The sequence below is a fragment of the Mycobacterium montefiorense genome (assembly GCF_003112775.1).
Classification (GTDB): Bacteria; Actinomycetota; Actinomycetes; order Mycobacteriales; family Mycobacteriaceae; genus Mycobacterium; species Mycobacterium montefiorense.
The window spans coordinates 219,840-235,239 of sequence record NZ_BFCH01000002.1 but is presented as its reverse complement, the minus strand read 5'-3'; the positions used below and the strand labels follow the sequence as shown (position 1 = coordinate 235,239).

Sequence of the window (15,400 nt, the reverse complement as noted above, 5' to 3'; positions counted from 1 at the left end):
CATGGCGATCGAACAACGCGCTCGAGGTTTCCTCGCGTGGTCGATTGCCGTGGCCGCGGCCGGTTTGGCCCTGACCACGGTGTCGGCATGTGATTCCCACAATCCGACAACCGCACCGGGAGCAAATCCGCGTCAGGTCACCGTGCTGGGGTCAGGGCAAGTGCAAGGTGTCCCGGACACGTTGACCGCCGACGTCGGTATCGAATTCAGCGCGCCCGATGTCACCGCGGCGATGAACCAGACCAACGACCGTCAGCAAGCCGTCATCAATGCGCTCGTCGGCGCCGGTATCGATCGCAAGGACATCAGCACCACCCAGGTGACGCTGCAGCCGCAATACGGCAGTCCCGAGCCCACGATCACCGGCTACCGCGCCACCAACGCCATCCAGGTCAAGATCCACCCGACCGACGCGGCATCGCGAATGCTCGCATTGATCGTCACTACCGGCGGCGACGCCACCCGGATCAGTTCGGTCAGCTACTCCATCGCCGACGACTCACAGCTGGTCAAGGACGCACGGGCACGCGCGTTCAACGACGCCAAGAACCGCGCCGACCAGTACGCCCAGCTGGCGGGGCTGCGGCTGGGCAAGGTGCTGTCCATCTCGGAGGCCACCGGCGGCTCGCCGATGGCCGGGTCACCGCCGGCGCCACCCAAAGCCATGGCCACCGCGGTACCGCTGGAGCCGGGCCAGCAGACAGTGAGCTTTTCGGTGAACGCGGTGTGGGAGCTGGACTAGTGGCGATCGGCTACTGCTCGTAGACCCTGGGGTCGAGCGTGCCGATATAGGACAGGTCGCGGTAGCGCTCGTCGTAGTCCAGGCCGTAGCCCACGACGAAGTCGTTGGGAATGTCGAAACCCACATAGGCGATCTCGGCGTTCGCGCGCACCGCGTCGGGCTTGCGCAGCAGCGTGCACACCCGCAGCGAGCGGGGATGGCGAGTTTTCAGGTTCCGCAACAGCCACGACAGCGTCAGGCCGGAGTCGACGACGTCCTCGACGATCAGCACGTCGCGATCGTTGATGTCGCGGTCCAGGTCCTTGAGGATGCGCACCACACCCGACGAGGACGTCGAGGAACCGTACGAGCTGACAGCCATGAATTCGAATTGCGTCGGCACCGGAATCGCGCGCGCCAGGTCGGTGACAAAGATCACGGCGCCCTTGAGCACGGTGATCAACAGCAGATCCTGACCGGTCGCGTTGATGGACTCCCGGTAGTCGTTGCCGATTTGCTCGCCGAGCTCGCCGGTGCGTGCCTGGATCTGCTCCGTGGTGAGCAGCACGGATTTGATGTCCCCCGGGTACAGATCCACGGGCTGCTCGGGCGTTATCGCCGAGGAGATCTGGGCCACGCCCACAGCGTGCCATGCCAGCGGCCGAACAACCAACGGCGGCGACAATCTCGCAGCCTTTTACTTAGACTCGCGCCGCAGGGTCAGGGCGCCGTCGCGGCGCCCCGCGACCAGGCGCTCGCCGCGCAAATCGGATCCGACGGCCACCCCGCCCTGCCCACGCCAGGCGGTGACCAGCGCATCCACCGCGCGGATCTGCTTATCGGTCAACCCCCTCGCACCCCCAGCCAGCAGCCAGCCGCGGATCACCCGGCGCCGCACCGGGTCGGGCAACGGAGCCAGGGCCTGGGCAGCCAGCCCCGAGTCCGCCCGCACACCGGGCGCCGCCTGCGCCGCGAGCGCATCGATGAACTCGGTGTCCTCTCGCAGCGCTGTCGCGGTCCGGGCCAGCGCCTCGGCCACCCCGCCGCCCAGGACGTCCTCGAGCAGCGGGAGCACCTCGTGCCGCAGCCGGGTCCGGGTGAAGCGGCGGTCGCTGTTGTGCGGGTCCTGCCACGCGGTCAGGCCCAGCTCACGGCACGCAGCATGCGTCGCGGCGCGCCGGACACCCAACAACGGCCTGCCCCACGGCGGGTCATGCGGGCGCATCCCGGCCATCGAGCGCGCTCCAGAGCCGCGACCCAGCCCGAGCAGTACCGTCTCGGCTTGATCGTCGAGCGTGTGGGCGAGCAGCACCGGCCCGAGACGGTAGGCGCTCAACGCGGCGTAGCGGGCCGCGCGCGCGGCGGCCTCGGGACCGCCGTCATTGCCGACCTGTACCGAAACAATTTGTGCGTCAACACATCCCAATGCGATGGCCTGGGTGCGCGCGGTTTCGGCAACTGCGGCCGATTCGGGCTGCAGGCCGTGATCCACGATCAGTGCGGTGGTGCGCCGCAGCGGAGCCGCGACCGCGGTGAGCGCCAGCGAGTCCGGTCCGCCCGATAGCGCTACACACCATTGGTCCCCAGTGACCAGATGGTCCTTGGCGAACGCCTCGACAGCCGCACGCAGCTGGCCTACAGAATCCTGTCGATCCATCGCTGAGGGTCTTCGATCTCGGCGGGCAGCGGCAGCGTTTCGGAGCTCGTCCAGACGGTGTTGAATCGCTGCATTCCGACCCGGTCCACCACGTGGTCGACGAACGCCTTGCCACGGGTGTACTGGCTGAGCTTGGCGTCCAGGCCCAGCAGGGCGCGCATCAAGCGTTGCAGCGGCGGTGGCTTGCGATGGCGGCGGTCGTCGAATCGGCTGCGAATGGTGGCCACCGACGGCACTGCCTTCGGCCCGACGGCATCCATGACGTGGTCGGCGTGCCCTTCCAGCAACGTGCCCAGCACCAGCAGCTGATCCAGGGCGTTGCGCTGTGGCTCGGACTGCACGGCGCGCACCAGGCCGACGATCCCCGACGCGGAAGCGTCGGACGCCGGAAGACCACGGTTGCGCACATAGGAGGCCAACCTGCCGGCCACTTCCCCGACGTCGTCGCCGGCGTCGCGGGTCAACAACGCCAGCGCGTCCGACATGTAGTCGGGCAGCCACGGGTTGGCGGTGAACTGCACCCGGTGCGTCACCTCATGCAGACATACCCACAGTCGGAAGTCGGACGGCTCCACCCGCAGCTGACGCTCGACGGCGATCACGTTCGGATATACCAGCAGCAGGCAGCCCTGCATGTCGTCAAAGAACGGGTCGTACTGGCCGAGAATCCCGGATGCCACAAACGCCAGCACCGCGCCCGTCTGCGCGCCGGTGAGCCGGCCGGTGAGAAACCCGTGCGGCTTCTCGGTGCCGTGCGTCATCACCCGCATCGAGTCCGCAGCGGCGCGAACCCAGTCGCCGCGGTCGACGATGCGCGCCGGCGGCACCACCCCGCCGGTGGCCAGGCCCGTGACGTCGCGTACCAGCGGTTCGGCTTTGGTCGCCGAACTCGCCAGCTCGTCGATCGCCTGACGGCGGGTGTAGTCGCTGGCCGGCGGGCCGGGCCGGGCCAGCCGAGCGCCGACCGTCGCAGCGAACTGCCAGTCAACGGCGGTCCCCAGGGTCAAGTCGGATGGCGCGGTCATGCGCACCCGCAAGTCCACAGCCGAGTGGCCAAAGCGTCCATTACATTGCGCCCGTTGGGGCCGGCGGAATTGGAGATGAACGCGAACGTGAGCACGCGTCCGCTGCGGTCGGTGACGACCCCGACCAGCGAGTTCGTCGCGGTCAATGAGCCGGTCTTGGCTCGCAACCAGCCGGCCGGTCCCTGGTTGGTGGCCTGATCGAGAAAGCGCTCTGCCAGCGTCCCGCTGCCACCGGCGATTGGAAGCAGATCCAGCAGCGCCCGCAACGACGGCTGGTCAGGCCCCGCGGCTGCCTGCACGGTGCCGTCGAGCGTCTTGGCCGTCAGGCGATCGTCGACCGAGAGCCCGCTGGAGTCCAGCAGTGCGGCACCGGTGGTGTCGATGTGTGCGGTGCTCAACCGATTGGTCACCGCGTCCACCGCGCCCGCGAAGCTGCGCGGCCGGTTGATCGCCGCCGCCACCTCACGGGCGATGCACTCGGCCAGCACGTTGTCGGAGTGGTCCATCATCTCGCCGAGCCGCTGGACCAGCGGCGCAGATTGCACCACCGCCAGCTGCCGTGCCCCGGACGGGGCGGCGGCGACGGTCACCGCGGCAGGGTCCATTCCTAGGGCCTTGGCCAGCTCCCGGCCCGCGTCCAGCGCTGGAGTCTTAGACCGCCGCGAATTGACGGTGCTCGGCTGGATGCGGCCGGCGTCGATCATCACCGATTCGATCGGCGCGATGTCGCCGTTGTCGATGTCGGTCGGATCCCAGCCCTGTGCCAGCGTCGGGCCGGTGAACGCCGAGGTGTCCACCTGCACTGCCGTCGGCGTGACGCCGCTGCGACGAACCTGCTCCACCAGGTCGCTGATCCGCGGCGCACCGCGGTACCAGGTCGGCACGTCCGGCGGTGCGGCCGACAGCGTCGGATCGCCGGCCCCCACCAGCACAATCGGTCCCTGAGCGTTTTGGCTGCCGGCCACGACGCGGGTGCTGATGCGGGCCTGACGATCCAGCGTCAGCAGTGCCGCGGCCGCGGTCAGCACCTTGTTGGTCGACGCCGGCACCAACGGCACGTCGTCGCCCAGCTGCCACAGTTCTTTTCCGGTGATGGCGTCGGTGACCCGGCCGCCGAGCCTGCCCAGATTGGGGTCGGCAGCCACCGGCGCCAGCACGGCCGCCAGCCCAGCCGCCGACGGCGTCTCGGCGGTGTCGGCGACGGGCACCATTCCCGGCTTAACAACCGGCGCGCGCGGAGGCGGTACGGGGACGTGCGCGTTGCTGGTGCCGTGCCCACCCGTGGTGAAAAAGGTGGCCGCGGCCACCACGGCGGCGACGAACGCCAGCATGGCCACTCCGATGAACACCTGGGTGGATTTCCGCCAGCGAGTACGACCCATCACTCTCCTGACTCTTTGGTCCTATTCTGCCGAATCCGCCACAACTCGCTCGACTAGGGTGATGCGCGACGCAACCGACCTACCCGGGTCGACCCAGATTTACGTCTCTTCGAAGGAGCTTCAGACAGTGCAATTCGACGTGGTCATTGAGATCCCGAAAGGCCAACGGAACAAGTACGAGGTCGATCATGAAACGGGGCGGGTGAAGCTGGACCGCTACCTGTACACGTCGATGGCCTACCCGACCGACTACGGATTCATCGAGAACACCCTCGGCGAGGACGGCGACCCGCTGGACGTGCTGCTGCTGCTTCCCGAGTCGGTGTTCCCCGGCGTGCTGGTCGAGGCGCGGCCGGTGGGAATGTTCAAGATGGTCGACGAAGCCGGCGGTGACGACAAGGTGTTGTGCGTTCCGGCTGGCGACCACAGGTGGGACCACATCCAGGACATCGGCGATGTTGCGTCCTACGAGCTGGACGTCATCAAGCACTTCTTCTCGCAATACAAGGCGCTGGAGCCGGGCAAGTACGTCAAGGCGGCGGACTGGGTCGGTCGCGCCGAAGCCGAAGCAGAGGTGGAGCGCTCTATCGCACGGTTCAAAGAAGGCGGGCACTAACGCTTCTGCCCGGGTGGCAACCTGGCGATGTGACCTCGGTGCTTCGCACCTTCGCCCGTCGGGCTTGTTGGGTATCCCGCCGAGTCAGCCTTTCGTTCGCCGCGCTTACGTCGCGGCGTCGTTCAGTTGGCACTGACGCCACCTGATCATGTCTTCGAGCACGGCAAGGTCGCGGTGTGATTCAGGAGCGATTTCAGCGATGAACGTCGAAACACCTTCTGCTAGCAGGACATCGGCGGCGGCATGCCAGGTGTGCGTAGTTGGCGATTGGACCCATCATCACTTGGGCTGCTAGATCCGCATCAAGCAATCGGAATCGAATGTGCTTGTGGACTAGCATCTTTGGACAGAGTCGTGGAGGTGACGTCGTCACAATGGTCGCCATGCCCTCTGACATGCTGGTAGGAGCATTCGCCACCAACCTCCGGCATCGCGGAATTCCAGTTAGTCCTGACTTGCGACCAATGAGTCGCTAAGTCACATGTCGGTACCGCCGCGTCGACGAATTTTCACCTGATGCGAAGTCTCATTTGAATTATATGAAAGTCGTATGTTCTTTTGCTGCAAGGGAATAAGACAGATGAACCGGACTACCCTGCGCAAAGCATTTCTCGATGATATGGCCTGCGCCACTGTTGGTGGTCAGGACTTGCACACATCTCGCTAAGTGGCCGAGAATCAGACCATTCCACGGCGGGGGGTACGTTAGATGCGGCGCGACGGTCCACTAGCTCAAGGTTGGCACACGACTTCCATCAACGGCGTCAAGCTTTCCTACGAAGTTGCGGGTAGTGGGCCGGTGTGCGTAGCGCACTCGGGTGGTCCCGGAATCAGTTCAGGGTATCTGCGTATGCCGCTACTCGCGGGGTACCTCACCATGGTTTACCTCGACCCAATCGGCACCGGCGAGAGTGATTTACTACCAGGTGGTGAGTACGACATTCCCACTTATGCATGCTATCTCGAAGCTTTCATAAACCACCTTATGGTGCCGCAGCCGTTGATTCTCGGACATTCTCACGGTGGCATGGTTGCGTTGGAACTGGCGATGCAGAATCCCGGACGTCTCGGCGGAGTCATAGCCTATGACGCCGCACCGGTGTACAACGACGAGTTGTGGGATGAGACATTTCGCCAGATGGCAGCCTTTGCGCAGCGGTGGCCAGAGCGACCCGAAGCTATCAAAGCGGCCCGCGCATGGCACGCCACCGGCGGCGGCGAACCACACACTGATGACCAATTTCTCGCTGACGTCTTCCCCGCCTATTTCGCCGACTATCGGCAAACCTTGGCCCAGTCCAGTCTGCCTAGACTCCAGATGACTTGGGATCCCAACAGAAAGAGCAAGCCATGGTCGGCAAGGGGCCGCCTCGGTGCCATAACAGCTCCCACGTTGCTCATCTGTGGTGATTTTGACTTCGTCTGCCCACCGCGCTGGTCCCGAGAGATGCGCGCCGCCATACGTGGCTCGCAGTTGTGCGAACTTCATAACAGCGGTCACTTCGGCCACCTGGAACAGCCCTGGGACTTCACTGACGCCGTGGTGAAGTTTGTTTGGGGACCGTAGTCAACAGCGGTGGTTTCAGCCATGGCTTCAGACGTCCCGGCTGCGGGGGTTGGCCCCAACGAAAGTTAACGCCAAACAAGGACTTTCACGCCGCTCGAGTCTCAAATGGTTGAAAGGAGCCACAATTGGCATTCGCGGTGCTGGCGCGACGTCAACGTCATGAGCCAGCATGTCTCCTTTCATCGGGCGTGCTTTCGTGAGGCCGGCCAGGCTCTGTTGGGCGTGGTGGACGAAGTGCCCGACTTTTGACCAGCCCCCAAGCCGGCGTCGACTCGTCATCGGACAAATCGAGGCATAGCCGGAAGGCTCAGGCAGGCTCGGCGTCGCGCCGGTTGCGCAGCACGCTCCACCCGAAGGCTGCCCCGATGAAGACCACGCCCACCGAGGCGGTGGCGATTTCAGGAATCCGGTAGTGCTCCTCGATGGACAGCAGCATGATCACCGCCAGTGCGCCGATCGCCCAGTGCGCGCCGTGTTCCAGGTATACGTAACGGTCCAGCGTCTGCTGCTGGACCAGGTAGATCGTGATCGACCGGACGAACATCGAGCCGATCAACCCCAGACCCAGGGCGATGACGATGGGGTCCGACGTGATCGCAAAGGCGCCGGTAACCCCGTCGAACGAAAACGCCGCGTCCAGTACCTCGAGGTAGACAAACAGCGTCAAGCCGGCCTTGCCCACCGCCAGGGCCGGCGCGGAGGCCTCGTCGCCGGCGACCTCCTGCGGCCGAAATGCCTGGCTCAAACCGTTGACAATCAGATACGTGACCAGGCCGAGCAGCCCGGCCGTCAGCACCGTCGCGCACTCCTCGGTGGAGTGGGTCAACTGCGTGCCGACCAGAACCAGCGCGATCGCGGTGGCCACCACCGGGACCTGTCCAAGCTGCCCGATGCGCGCAAATGGGATCTCAATCCACTTGAGCCACTTGATGTCTCGGTCATGAACAACGAAATCCAGGAACAGCATCAGCAGGAATATCCCGCCGAATGCCGCGATCTGCGGATGGGCCGCCAGCACCAGCTTTTCGTAACTGGGCGAGCCGTCCGGGAATACCAGTGCGCCGTGTGGCGGCGGGTTGAGCGCCAAGTCCAGCGCGCGGACCGGGTGTACACCCGCACTCGCCCATACGATCAGCAACGGGAAGACGAGCCGCATACCGAACACAGCGATCAAAATCCCGATGGTCAAAAACATCTGCCGCCAAAACGAGCTCATCCGCTTCAGCACACTGGCGTTGATGATCGCGTTGTCGAACGACAGCGACACCTCGAGAATGGCCAGGGCTATCAACAGGAAGAGGGCATTGAGGCCGCCATGCGCGTAACCGAGCGCGAGCGCCGCCAACGTAACTAGCAGCGAAATGCCGAAGATGCGAGCGGCGGCCATAAGTCCTCCCTGACAGCCGACCACATTAGGGCGAACCCGGTCGTCGCCGCCAGCCATCGCACGCGCCGCACTTACTATTTTCAAATTGTGGCGATACTGGCGTTATATCGGGGCAGCCTGCCGAAGGCGCCGCCCCGGTGACCGAAGTCGGCGGCGCGGCGTCTCCCCTGGGCGCTGCCGGGGCCGCGGGAGTGGCACAGGGGCCGGTTGCACACAGCAGCATGGCCCGGGTCGGCATCGCAACCGCGCTGACCGCGGTGTGCGGCTACGCGGTGATCTATCTGGCGGCTCGCGACCTCGCTCCGAGCGGCTTTTCGGTGTTCGGGGTGTTCTGGGGCGCGTTCGGCTTGGTCACCGGCGCCGCCTTCGGCCTGCTGCAGGAAACCACCCGGGAGGTGCGCGCCACTCGCTACATCCAGGCAGCGCCCACCCCCGGATCAGGTAACCACCCGCTGCGCGTCGCCGCGATGGTCGGCGTCGCCGCGGCCGTCGTGATCGCGGGCAGCTCACCCCTGTGGGGCGGGCGGGTATTCGTGGAACAACGCTGGCTGTCGGTGGTGCTGCTGTCCGTTGGCCTGGCCGGGTTCTGCCTGCATGCCACGCTGCTCGGCATGTTGGCCGGCACCGATCTGTGGACCCCGTACGGGGCGCTGATGGTGACCGACGCCGTCATGCGGGTGGCGATCGCCGCGGCCACCTTCGTGCTCGGCTGGGGGTTGACCGGATTCCTCTGGGCGACGGTGGCCGGCGCGGTGGCCTGGCTGATCATCCTGGCGGCCTCACCCGCGGCCCGCGCAACGTCGCGCCTGCTCACACCCGGCAACACCGCGACGTTCTTGCGGGGCACCGCGCATTCGATCACCGCGGCCGGAGCCAGCGCGATCCTGGTGATGGGTTTCCCGGTGCTGCTCAAGCTGACGTCGAATGAGCTTGGCGCACAGGGTGGTGTGATCATCCTGGCCGTGACGTTGACCCGGGCTCCGCTGCTGGTGCCGTTGACCTCCATGCAGGGCAACCTGATCGCGCATTTCGTGGACGAGCGCAGCAACCGGCTGCGGGCACTTATGGCGCCGGCGGCGATCATCGGCAGCATCGGTGCGATCGGGGTGCTGGCGGCCGGCTTGGTGGGCCCATGGCTGCTGCGGGTCGCGTTCGGATCGCAGTACGACGCCAGCGGTGCACTATTGGCGTGGCTAACGGGCGCCGCGTTGTCGATCGCCATGCTGACGCTCACCGGTGCCGCCGCAGTGGCCGCCGCGCTGCATCGCGCGTATGCGCTGGGGTGGGTCGGGGCGACTGCCGCATCGGGACTGTTGTTGCTGCTGCCGCTGCCGCTGGAGACCCGCACCGTGGTCGCTCTGCTGTGCGGTCCGCTGGTGGGAATCGGCGTCCACCTGGTGGCGCTGGCGCGCGCCGGACACTTAGCCGGCTGATCCTGGCTACCCTGTGAACATCGAAACGGATTATGCCGGCGCCTGGATCGTCATTCCCGCCTTCAACGAAGCCACGGTCATCGGCGAGGTGATCGCCGATGTGCGTTCGGTCTTCGACCACGTCGTGTGCGTCGACGACGGCAGCGCCGATGACACCGGCGAAATCGCCAGACGGGCCGGGGCTCATCTGGTCCGCCATCCGGTCAACCTGGGTCAGGGAGCGGCCATTCAGACCGGTGTCGAGTACGCCCGTAAGCAGCCCGGGGCGCGGCTGTTCGCGACTTTCGACGCCGACGGGCAGCATCGCGTCAAAGACGTGGCCGCGATGATCGACCGGCTCGTCGCCGAAGATGTCGACATCGTCATCGGAACGCGGTTCGGCGGGCAGGAGAGCAGTCGGCCGCCACTACTGAAGCGGATCGTGCTGCAGACGGCCGCGCGGTTGAGCCCCCGCGGTCGACGGCTTGGCCTGACCGACACCAACAACGGGCTGCGGGTGTTCAACAAGACAGTCGCCGACGGGCTGAACATCACGATGAGCGGCATGAGCCACGCCAACGAATTCATCATGCTGGTCGCCGAAAACCATTGGCGCGTAGCCGAACAGCCGGTTGAGGTGCTGTACACCGAATACTCGAAGTCAAAGGGTCAGCCGCTGCTCAACGGTGTCAACATCATTTTCGACGGGTTCCTGCGAGGGAGGATTCCGAAATGAAAAGGACCGAAAGATGAACTGGATCCAGGTACTGCTGATCGGGTCGATCATCGCGCTGTTGATCTACCTGCTGTGGTCACGCCGCAGCTCACGCTCGAAAGCCTGGGTCAAGGTCGGCTACGTCTTCTTCGTACTCGCCGGCATCTACGCCGTACTGCGGCCCGACGACACCACCGTGGTTGCGCACTGGTTCGGCGTGCGCCGCGGCACCGACCTGATGCTCTATGCACTGATCATGGCGTTCAGCTTCACCACGCTGAGCACATACATGCGGTTCAAGGACTTGGAGTTGCGCTACGCGCGCCTTGCCCGCGCCGTCGCGCTAGACGGCGCACAGGCGCCCCCGGCGCGCTAACCCGCGTGGGCGTGCCGGAAGAACTCGACCGTGCGAAACACGCCCTCTTTGAGGTCAACTTGCGGCTTCCAGCCCAAAACCCTTGCTGCTGAAGTGATATCGAGGCACGACCGCTGCAGATCGCCGAGCCGATCCGGGTGATAGTCCGGGTCGTCGGGCCCCCCGACGGCGTTCGCTACCGCGCTGTGCAGTTGCCGGTCGGAGGTCTCAATTCCGGTGCCGATGTTGAAGCGCTGCCCGCTGCCGGCTTTCCCGGACGCCTTGACGAAAGCGTCCACGACGTCGTCGACGAACACGTAGTCGCGCGTCTTGCCGCCGTCCCCGAACACCTTGGTCGGCTTACCCGACAGCAGCGCCTGCGCGAAGATCGCCACCACGCCTGCTTCGCCGTGCGGGTCTTGGCGCGGGCCGTAGACGTTGGCCGGCGCGATGTGCGAACAATCCAGCTCGTACAGATGCCGGAAAGTGTTCAGGTAGATCTCGCCGGCCACTTTGCCCGCGGCGTACGGCGACGCCGGGTCGGTCGGCACGGTTTCGGGAGTCGGGTACTGCGACGGGGTGCCGTAGATGGATCCTCCCGACGAGGTGTGCACGACCTTGCGAACACCGGCGCGGCGCGCGGCCTCGGCCAGCCGTACCGTCCCGACGACGTTGACCGAGGCATCAAACTGCGGGTCGGTCACCGAGTGACGAACGTCGATCTGCGCCGCCAGGTGGAACACCACCTCGGGACGGTGCTCGGCCAGGATCGCGTTGAGGTCCGCGGTCACGATGTCCGCCTCGACGAAGACATGAGCGGAATTGTCGGTCAGATGCTCGAGGTTGCTCGCCTTGCCCGACGAGAAATTGTCCAGGCTCACCACCGAATGGCCGCCCGCCAGCAGGCGGTCGACCAGCGTGGACCCGATGAATCCGGCTGCCCCCGTAACCAGTGCGTGCACCGGCCCACCATACCGACCGGTAAGAAATAACCATGCCCGCCGCCATCACCCGGATGCCGCCGGTCGCCCTCGCGGCGGCCGGGCTGATCGTCGTCCAGCTGGTCATACGCGCGGTCCTGGCATTCGGCGGCTACTTCTACTGGGACGACCTGATCCTGATCGGGAAAGCCGGAACCGAGGGCCTGCTGTCGCCGTCGTACCTGTTCGACGACCACGACGGCCATGTGATGCCGGCCGCCTTCCTGATCGCGGGCGTGCTGATCCGGCTGGCTCCGCTGGGCTGGACCGGGCCCGCCATCAGCCTGGTGGTGCTGCAGCTACTGGCCTCGCTGGCGCTGCTGCGCGCGCTGTATGTGATCCTCGGCTGGCGTCGCGTGCTGCTGATCCCGCTGACGTTCGCGCTATTCACGCCGCTGGGGGTGCCGGGGTTCGCGTGGTGGGCGGCGGCGCTGAACTCGCTGCCGATGCTGGCGGCGCTGGCCTGGGTGTGCGCCGACGCGGTGCTGCTGGTGCGCACCGGCAACCAGCGCTACGCGCTGACCGGGCTGCTGATCTACCTGGGCGGGTTGCTGTTCTTCGAGAAGGCGGCGGTGATCCCGTTCGTCGCGTTCGCGGTGGCCGCCCTGCTGTGCCAGGTACGCGGTGAGAGGCCCGCGCTGCTGACGGCCTGGCGTGGGGCCTCGAGGTTGTGGGTCTCGTCGCTGATCCTGACGGTCGCGTGGGTGGCGATCTACCTTGCGGTGGTCAACCAGCAGCGCTGGAGTTCCGACCTCGCGATGACCGGGGATCTGGTGTCGCGGTCCATCACCCACGGCATCGTGCCGGGGCTGGCCGGCGGGCCGTGGCAATGGGGCCGCTGGGCGCCGGCCTCCCCCTGGGCCACTCCCCCGCCGCTGGCGATGGCGGTGGGCTGGCTGGTGCTGATAGCGGTGCTGGCGCTGACGCTGGTCCGCAAGCAGCGCATCGGCCCGGTGTGGCTAACGGCGGCCGGTTACGCCGTGGCGTGCCAGGTGCCGATCTATCTGATGCGCTCGTCGAAGCTGACCGCACTGGAACTCGCCCAAACCCTGCGCTATTTACCGGATCTCGTCGTCGTACTGGCGCTGCTGGCCGCGGTAGGCCTCTGCGCGCCGAATCGGTCCCTCGGCGCGCGTTGGCTGGACGCGTCGCCGCAACGCGCCGTCGTGACAACAGTCTTAGCGGTGTTGTTCGTGACCAGCAGCCTGTACTCGACAGCGACATTCCTGACCAGTTGGCGCGATAACCCGACTCGGGCCTATCTGCGCAATGCCCAGTCCAGTTTAGCTGCGGCGCATGCAAATTCGACTGCTCCACTGCTGGATCAGGAGGTCGATCCGCTGATTCTGCAGCGGGTAGCCTACCCGGAGAATCTTGCCAGCCACATGTTCGCCCTGCTGTGGGATAGGCCGGACTTCGCCACGGCAACAACGCAATTGCGAATGTTCGACAGCTCCGGGAGCCTAATCCCGGCGAGAGTCACCTGGATACGCACCATCAAGCCGGGCCCGATGCCGCAGTGTGGCTATTTCGCCCAGCCGGACAAACCGGCGCGGATGCTGCTCGACGGGCCGCTGCTGCCGGCCGATTGGACCGTCGAATTCAACTATCTGGCCAACAGTGACGGCTCGATGACGGTCTCGCTGTCGGAGGGGCCCGGCGTCAAGGTTCCGGTGCACCCGGGACTCAACCGCGTCTACGCCCGGCTGCCCGGTGCCGGCGACGCGATCATGGTCAGGGCGAACACCACCGCACTGGCCCTGTGTGTCGCGTCAGGCCCGGTGGGCTTTCTCGCGCCGGCTTAAGTCCCGTGCCTCGCCCTCGGCGCCGAACGTGACGGTGCAGTCACGCACGGGCTCGAACGTGACTGTGGCGTCACGTTCGACGAAATCGTTGCGAGCCTTTAGAAGCCGTGCCGCATCCCGCGGTAGGTCCACCAGGCGGTGGCCATGATCGCGATCGTCAGTGCGAGAGCCAACAGAGCTAAAGCGTCTCCAAAGGCCAGCAACATGATGATTCCCGCCGAGATCCAAACTGCCTCACCGATCGGGTAGTGGGATTCCTGCCGCATGTCAGCCTCACTCGAAGTGGATAGTCACCCGTTGATGTCACAACTAACCGCTGTAACGCGGCAGCGATGGGAAGGCTGCCCGATCCGGGGCCGCAGTGACTCAACTCACTGTGGAATCCACTGGTAGTTGGAGCCGCCTGGGGGAATCGAACCCCCGACCTATTCATTACGAGTGAATCGCTCTACCGACTGAGCTAAGGCGGCGCACCCTCTAGCTGGGCGGCACGAGTCTACGGCAGGCGGGCTGGCCCGCCCAATTTCAATCCCGCAGTTCCTGCCCGATGGTGGCCACCATCGCGTCGACGGCGAACTTGGGCTTGACGTTGACCGCCAGCGCTTCGCGGCACTGAAGCACGGCCTCGATGCAGCGCAGCAGGCGCTCGGGCGCGGCATGAGCGGCCAGCGCTGCCACCCGCTCGGCCATATCGGGATGGTTGGCCCGCACCCCGCCCGCATGCGCCGAAACCACCAGCGCGTCCCGGAAGTAGGTGGCTAGGTCGATCAGCGCCCGGTCCAGCGCATCGCGCGATGCCCTGGTCTGGCGCGACTTCTGCCGGCGCTCAAGGTCCTTGATCGCGCCCGTGGCGCCGCGCATCGCCCCGGCGGTGCCCTTACCGGTGCCGCCGGCCCCTAGCGCCGTCCGCAGCTCTTCGGTCTCGGCCTCGGCACGGTCAGCGGTCAATACGACCGCCTCGGTTTCGGCCGCCGCCACCAATTCTTCAGCGGCGGCATAAGTGCGCGCCGGAGTTGCGGCATCGCGCACCAGCCCCAGCGCGCGCTCTCGTCGCTCCCGGGCCTCCGGGTCGGTCGCGAGCCGGCGCGCCCGCCCCACGTGACCGCCGCTGACCGACGCCGCCCAGCTCGCCGTGTCGGCGCTCAGTCCGTCGCTATCGATCAGCACCTGAGCGATCGACTCGGTCGACGGGGTCACCAGTGTGACGTGCCGGCAGCGGGACCGCAGGGTGACCGCGATGTCCTCGGGATCGACCGACGGCGCACACAGCAGGAACACCGTCGACGGCGGCGGTTCCTCGACCACCTTCAGCAGCGCGTTGGCCGCACCTTCGGTCAGCCGATCGGCGTCCTCGACCACCACGATCTGGCGGTACCCGGTGGTCGGGCGCCGCGACGCGATCTGCACGATGCCGCGCATCTCATCGACGCCGATGGACAGGCCCTCGGGGATCACCCGCCGGACGTCGGCGTGGGTGCCGGCCATCGTCGTCGTGCAGGCCCGGCACTGCCCGCAGCCAGGGCCCCCGTCTTCCGAAGAAGAGGTGCACTGCAGCGCGGCCGCAAAGCACAGCGCCGCGATCGAGCGCCCCGAACCCGGCGGGCCGGTAATGAGCCACGCGTGTGTCATAGTCCCGCGGTCCCCGCTGCTGTGATCGGGATCACCGTGGGCGGCGCGGGCGGCGGCGAGCAGCTCGGCCTCCACCGCTTCTTGGCCTACCAGCCGCGTAAACACTCCGGACATCACTGGCAACACTAGTGAGACAGACCGACCTCTAC

The 15,400-nt window shown here is 66.2% G+C and carries 15 protein-coding genes and 1 tRNA gene; 7 read left to right on the top strand and 9 right to left on the bottom strand.

What is annotated here, in order from left to right; translation table 11 throughout:
- Window position 1: 1 nt before the first annotated feature.
- On the top strand, window positions 2–742 hold the full coding sequence (locus DB708_RS02150) for an SIMPL domain-containing protein (protein WP_108920284.1): 741 nt from the start codon (window positions 2–4) through the stop codon (window positions 740–742).
- Window positions 743–752: 10 nt separating this feature from the next.
- Here DB708_RS02150 and hpt read toward each other — a convergent pair whose 3' ends face one another.
- From hpt to dacB, 4 genes are read right to left on the bottom strand one after another with little or no spacing between them, the layout of a single operon-like run.
- A complete protein-coding gene (hpt, locus tag DB708_RS02145) occupies window positions 753–1,406 on the bottom strand; it encodes a hypoxanthine phosphoribosyltransferase (protein WP_108920283.1) in 654 nt (217 codons plus the stop codon).
- Window positions 1,407–1,418: 12 nt separating this feature from the next.
- Window positions 1,419–2,378, bottom strand: a complete 960-nt coding sequence (gene tilS, locus DB708_RS02140) for a tRNA lysidine(34) synthetase TilS (RefSeq protein WP_108920282.1) — start codon at window positions 2,376–2,378, stop codon at window positions 1,419–1,421.
- A complete protein-coding gene (locus tag DB708_RS02135) occupies window positions 2,357–3,403 on the bottom strand; it encodes a zinc-dependent metalloprotease (RefSeq protein WP_108920551.1) in 1,047 nt (348 codons plus the stop codon). Before DB708_RS02135 ends, tilS begins: the two co-directional genes overlap by 22 nt.
- Window positions 3,400–4,785, bottom strand: a complete 1,386-nt coding sequence (gene dacB, locus DB708_RS02130) for a D-alanyl-D-alanine carboxypeptidase/D-alanyl-D-alanine endopeptidase (protein WP_108920281.1) — start codon at window positions 4,783–4,785, stop codon at window positions 3,400–3,402. Before dacB ends, DB708_RS02135 begins: the two co-directional genes overlap by 4 nt.
- Window positions 4,786–4,912: 127 nt before the next feature.
- Here dacB and DB708_RS02125 point away from each other — a divergent pair, with 127 nt between their 5' ends.
- Both DB708_RS02125 and DB708_RS02120 read left to right on the top strand, forming a co-directional pair.
- Window positions 4,913–5,401 carry an inorganic diphosphatase gene (locus DB708_RS02125; RefSeq protein ID WP_108920550.1) on the top strand — a complete coding sequence of 163 codons (489 nt, stop codon included), beginning with the start codon at window positions 4,913–4,915 and terminating at the stop codon, window positions 5,399–5,401.
- Window positions 5,402–6,110: 709 nt separating this feature from the next.
- On the top strand, window positions 6,111–6,968 hold the full coding sequence (locus tag DB708_RS02120; protein ID WP_108920280.1) for an alpha/beta fold hydrolase: 858 nt from the start codon (window positions 6,111–6,113) through the stop codon (window positions 6,966–6,968).
- A gap of 307 nt (window positions 6,969–7,275) precedes the next feature.
- Here DB708_RS02120 and DB708_RS02115 read toward each other — a convergent pair whose 3' ends face one another.
- Window positions 7,276–8,355, bottom strand: coding sequence for a DUF475 domain-containing protein (locus DB708_RS02115; protein ID WP_108920279.1), 1,080 nt, complete (start codon window positions 8,353–8,355; stop codon window positions 7,276–7,278).
- Window positions 8,356–8,576: 221 nt separating this feature from the next.
- Between DB708_RS02115 and DB708_RS02110 the strand changes: the two genes are divergently transcribed.
- From DB708_RS02110 to DB708_RS02100, 3 genes are read left to right on the top strand one after another with little or no spacing between them, the layout of a single operon-like run.
- On the top strand, window positions 8,577–9,788 hold the full coding sequence (locus DB708_RS02110; RefSeq protein ID WP_235616604.1) for a hypothetical protein: 1,212 nt from the start codon (window positions 8,577–8,579) through the stop codon (window positions 9,786–9,788).
- Between the two features lie 13 nt (window positions 9,789–9,801).
- A complete protein-coding gene (locus tag DB708_RS02105; RefSeq protein ID WP_108920277.1) occupies window positions 9,802–10,503 on the top strand; it encodes a glycosyltransferase family 2 protein in 702 nt (233 codons plus the stop codon).
- 13 nt (window positions 10,504–10,516) lie between these two features.
- The gene (locus DB708_RS02100) at window positions 10,517–10,858 is read left to right on the top strand and encodes a DUF2304 domain-containing protein (protein ID WP_108920276.1); all 342 of its coding nucleotides are present in this window, start codon (window positions 10,517–10,519) and stop codon (window positions 10,856–10,858) included.
- On the opposite strand, the gene DB708_RS02095 is transcribed toward DB708_RS02100, so the two are convergent.
- A complete protein-coding gene (locus DB708_RS02095; protein WP_108920275.1) occupies window positions 10,855–11,799 on the bottom strand; it encodes an NAD-dependent epimerase/dehydratase family protein in 945 nt (314 codons plus the stop codon). The genes DB708_RS02100 and DB708_RS02095 overlap by 4 nt on opposite strands.
- 32 nt (window positions 11,800–11,831) lie before the next feature.
- On the opposite strand from DB708_RS02095, the gene DB708_RS02090 reads away from it, so the two are divergent.
- On the top strand, window positions 11,832–13,622 hold the full coding sequence (locus tag DB708_RS02090; protein WP_108920274.1) for a hypothetical protein: 1,791 nt from the start codon (window positions 11,832–11,834) through the stop codon (window positions 13,620–13,622).
- 98 nt (window positions 13,623–13,720) lie between these two features.
- Here DB708_RS02090 and DB708_RS27170 read toward each other — a convergent pair whose 3' ends face one another.
- The 3 genes from DB708_RS27170 to DB708_RS02080 form a co-directional block, all read right to left on the bottom strand.
- Complete coding sequence (locus tag DB708_RS27170; RefSeq protein ID WP_165839702.1) at window positions 13,721–13,888, bottom strand: hypothetical protein; 168 nt, start codon at window positions 13,886–13,888, stop codon at window positions 13,721–13,723.
- A gap of 128 nt (window positions 13,889–14,016) precedes the next feature.
- Window positions 14,017–14,092, bottom strand: a tRNA-Thr gene (locus tag DB708_RS02085).
- 55 nt (window positions 14,093–14,147) lie between these two features.
- Window positions 14,148–15,365 (bottom strand): DNA polymerase III subunit delta', encoded by a 1,218-nt coding sequence (locus tag DB708_RS02080; protein ID WP_108920273.1) that lies wholly within the window; start codon window positions 15,363–15,365, stop codon window positions 14,148–14,150.
- Window positions 15,366–15,400 lie beyond the last annotated feature (35 nt).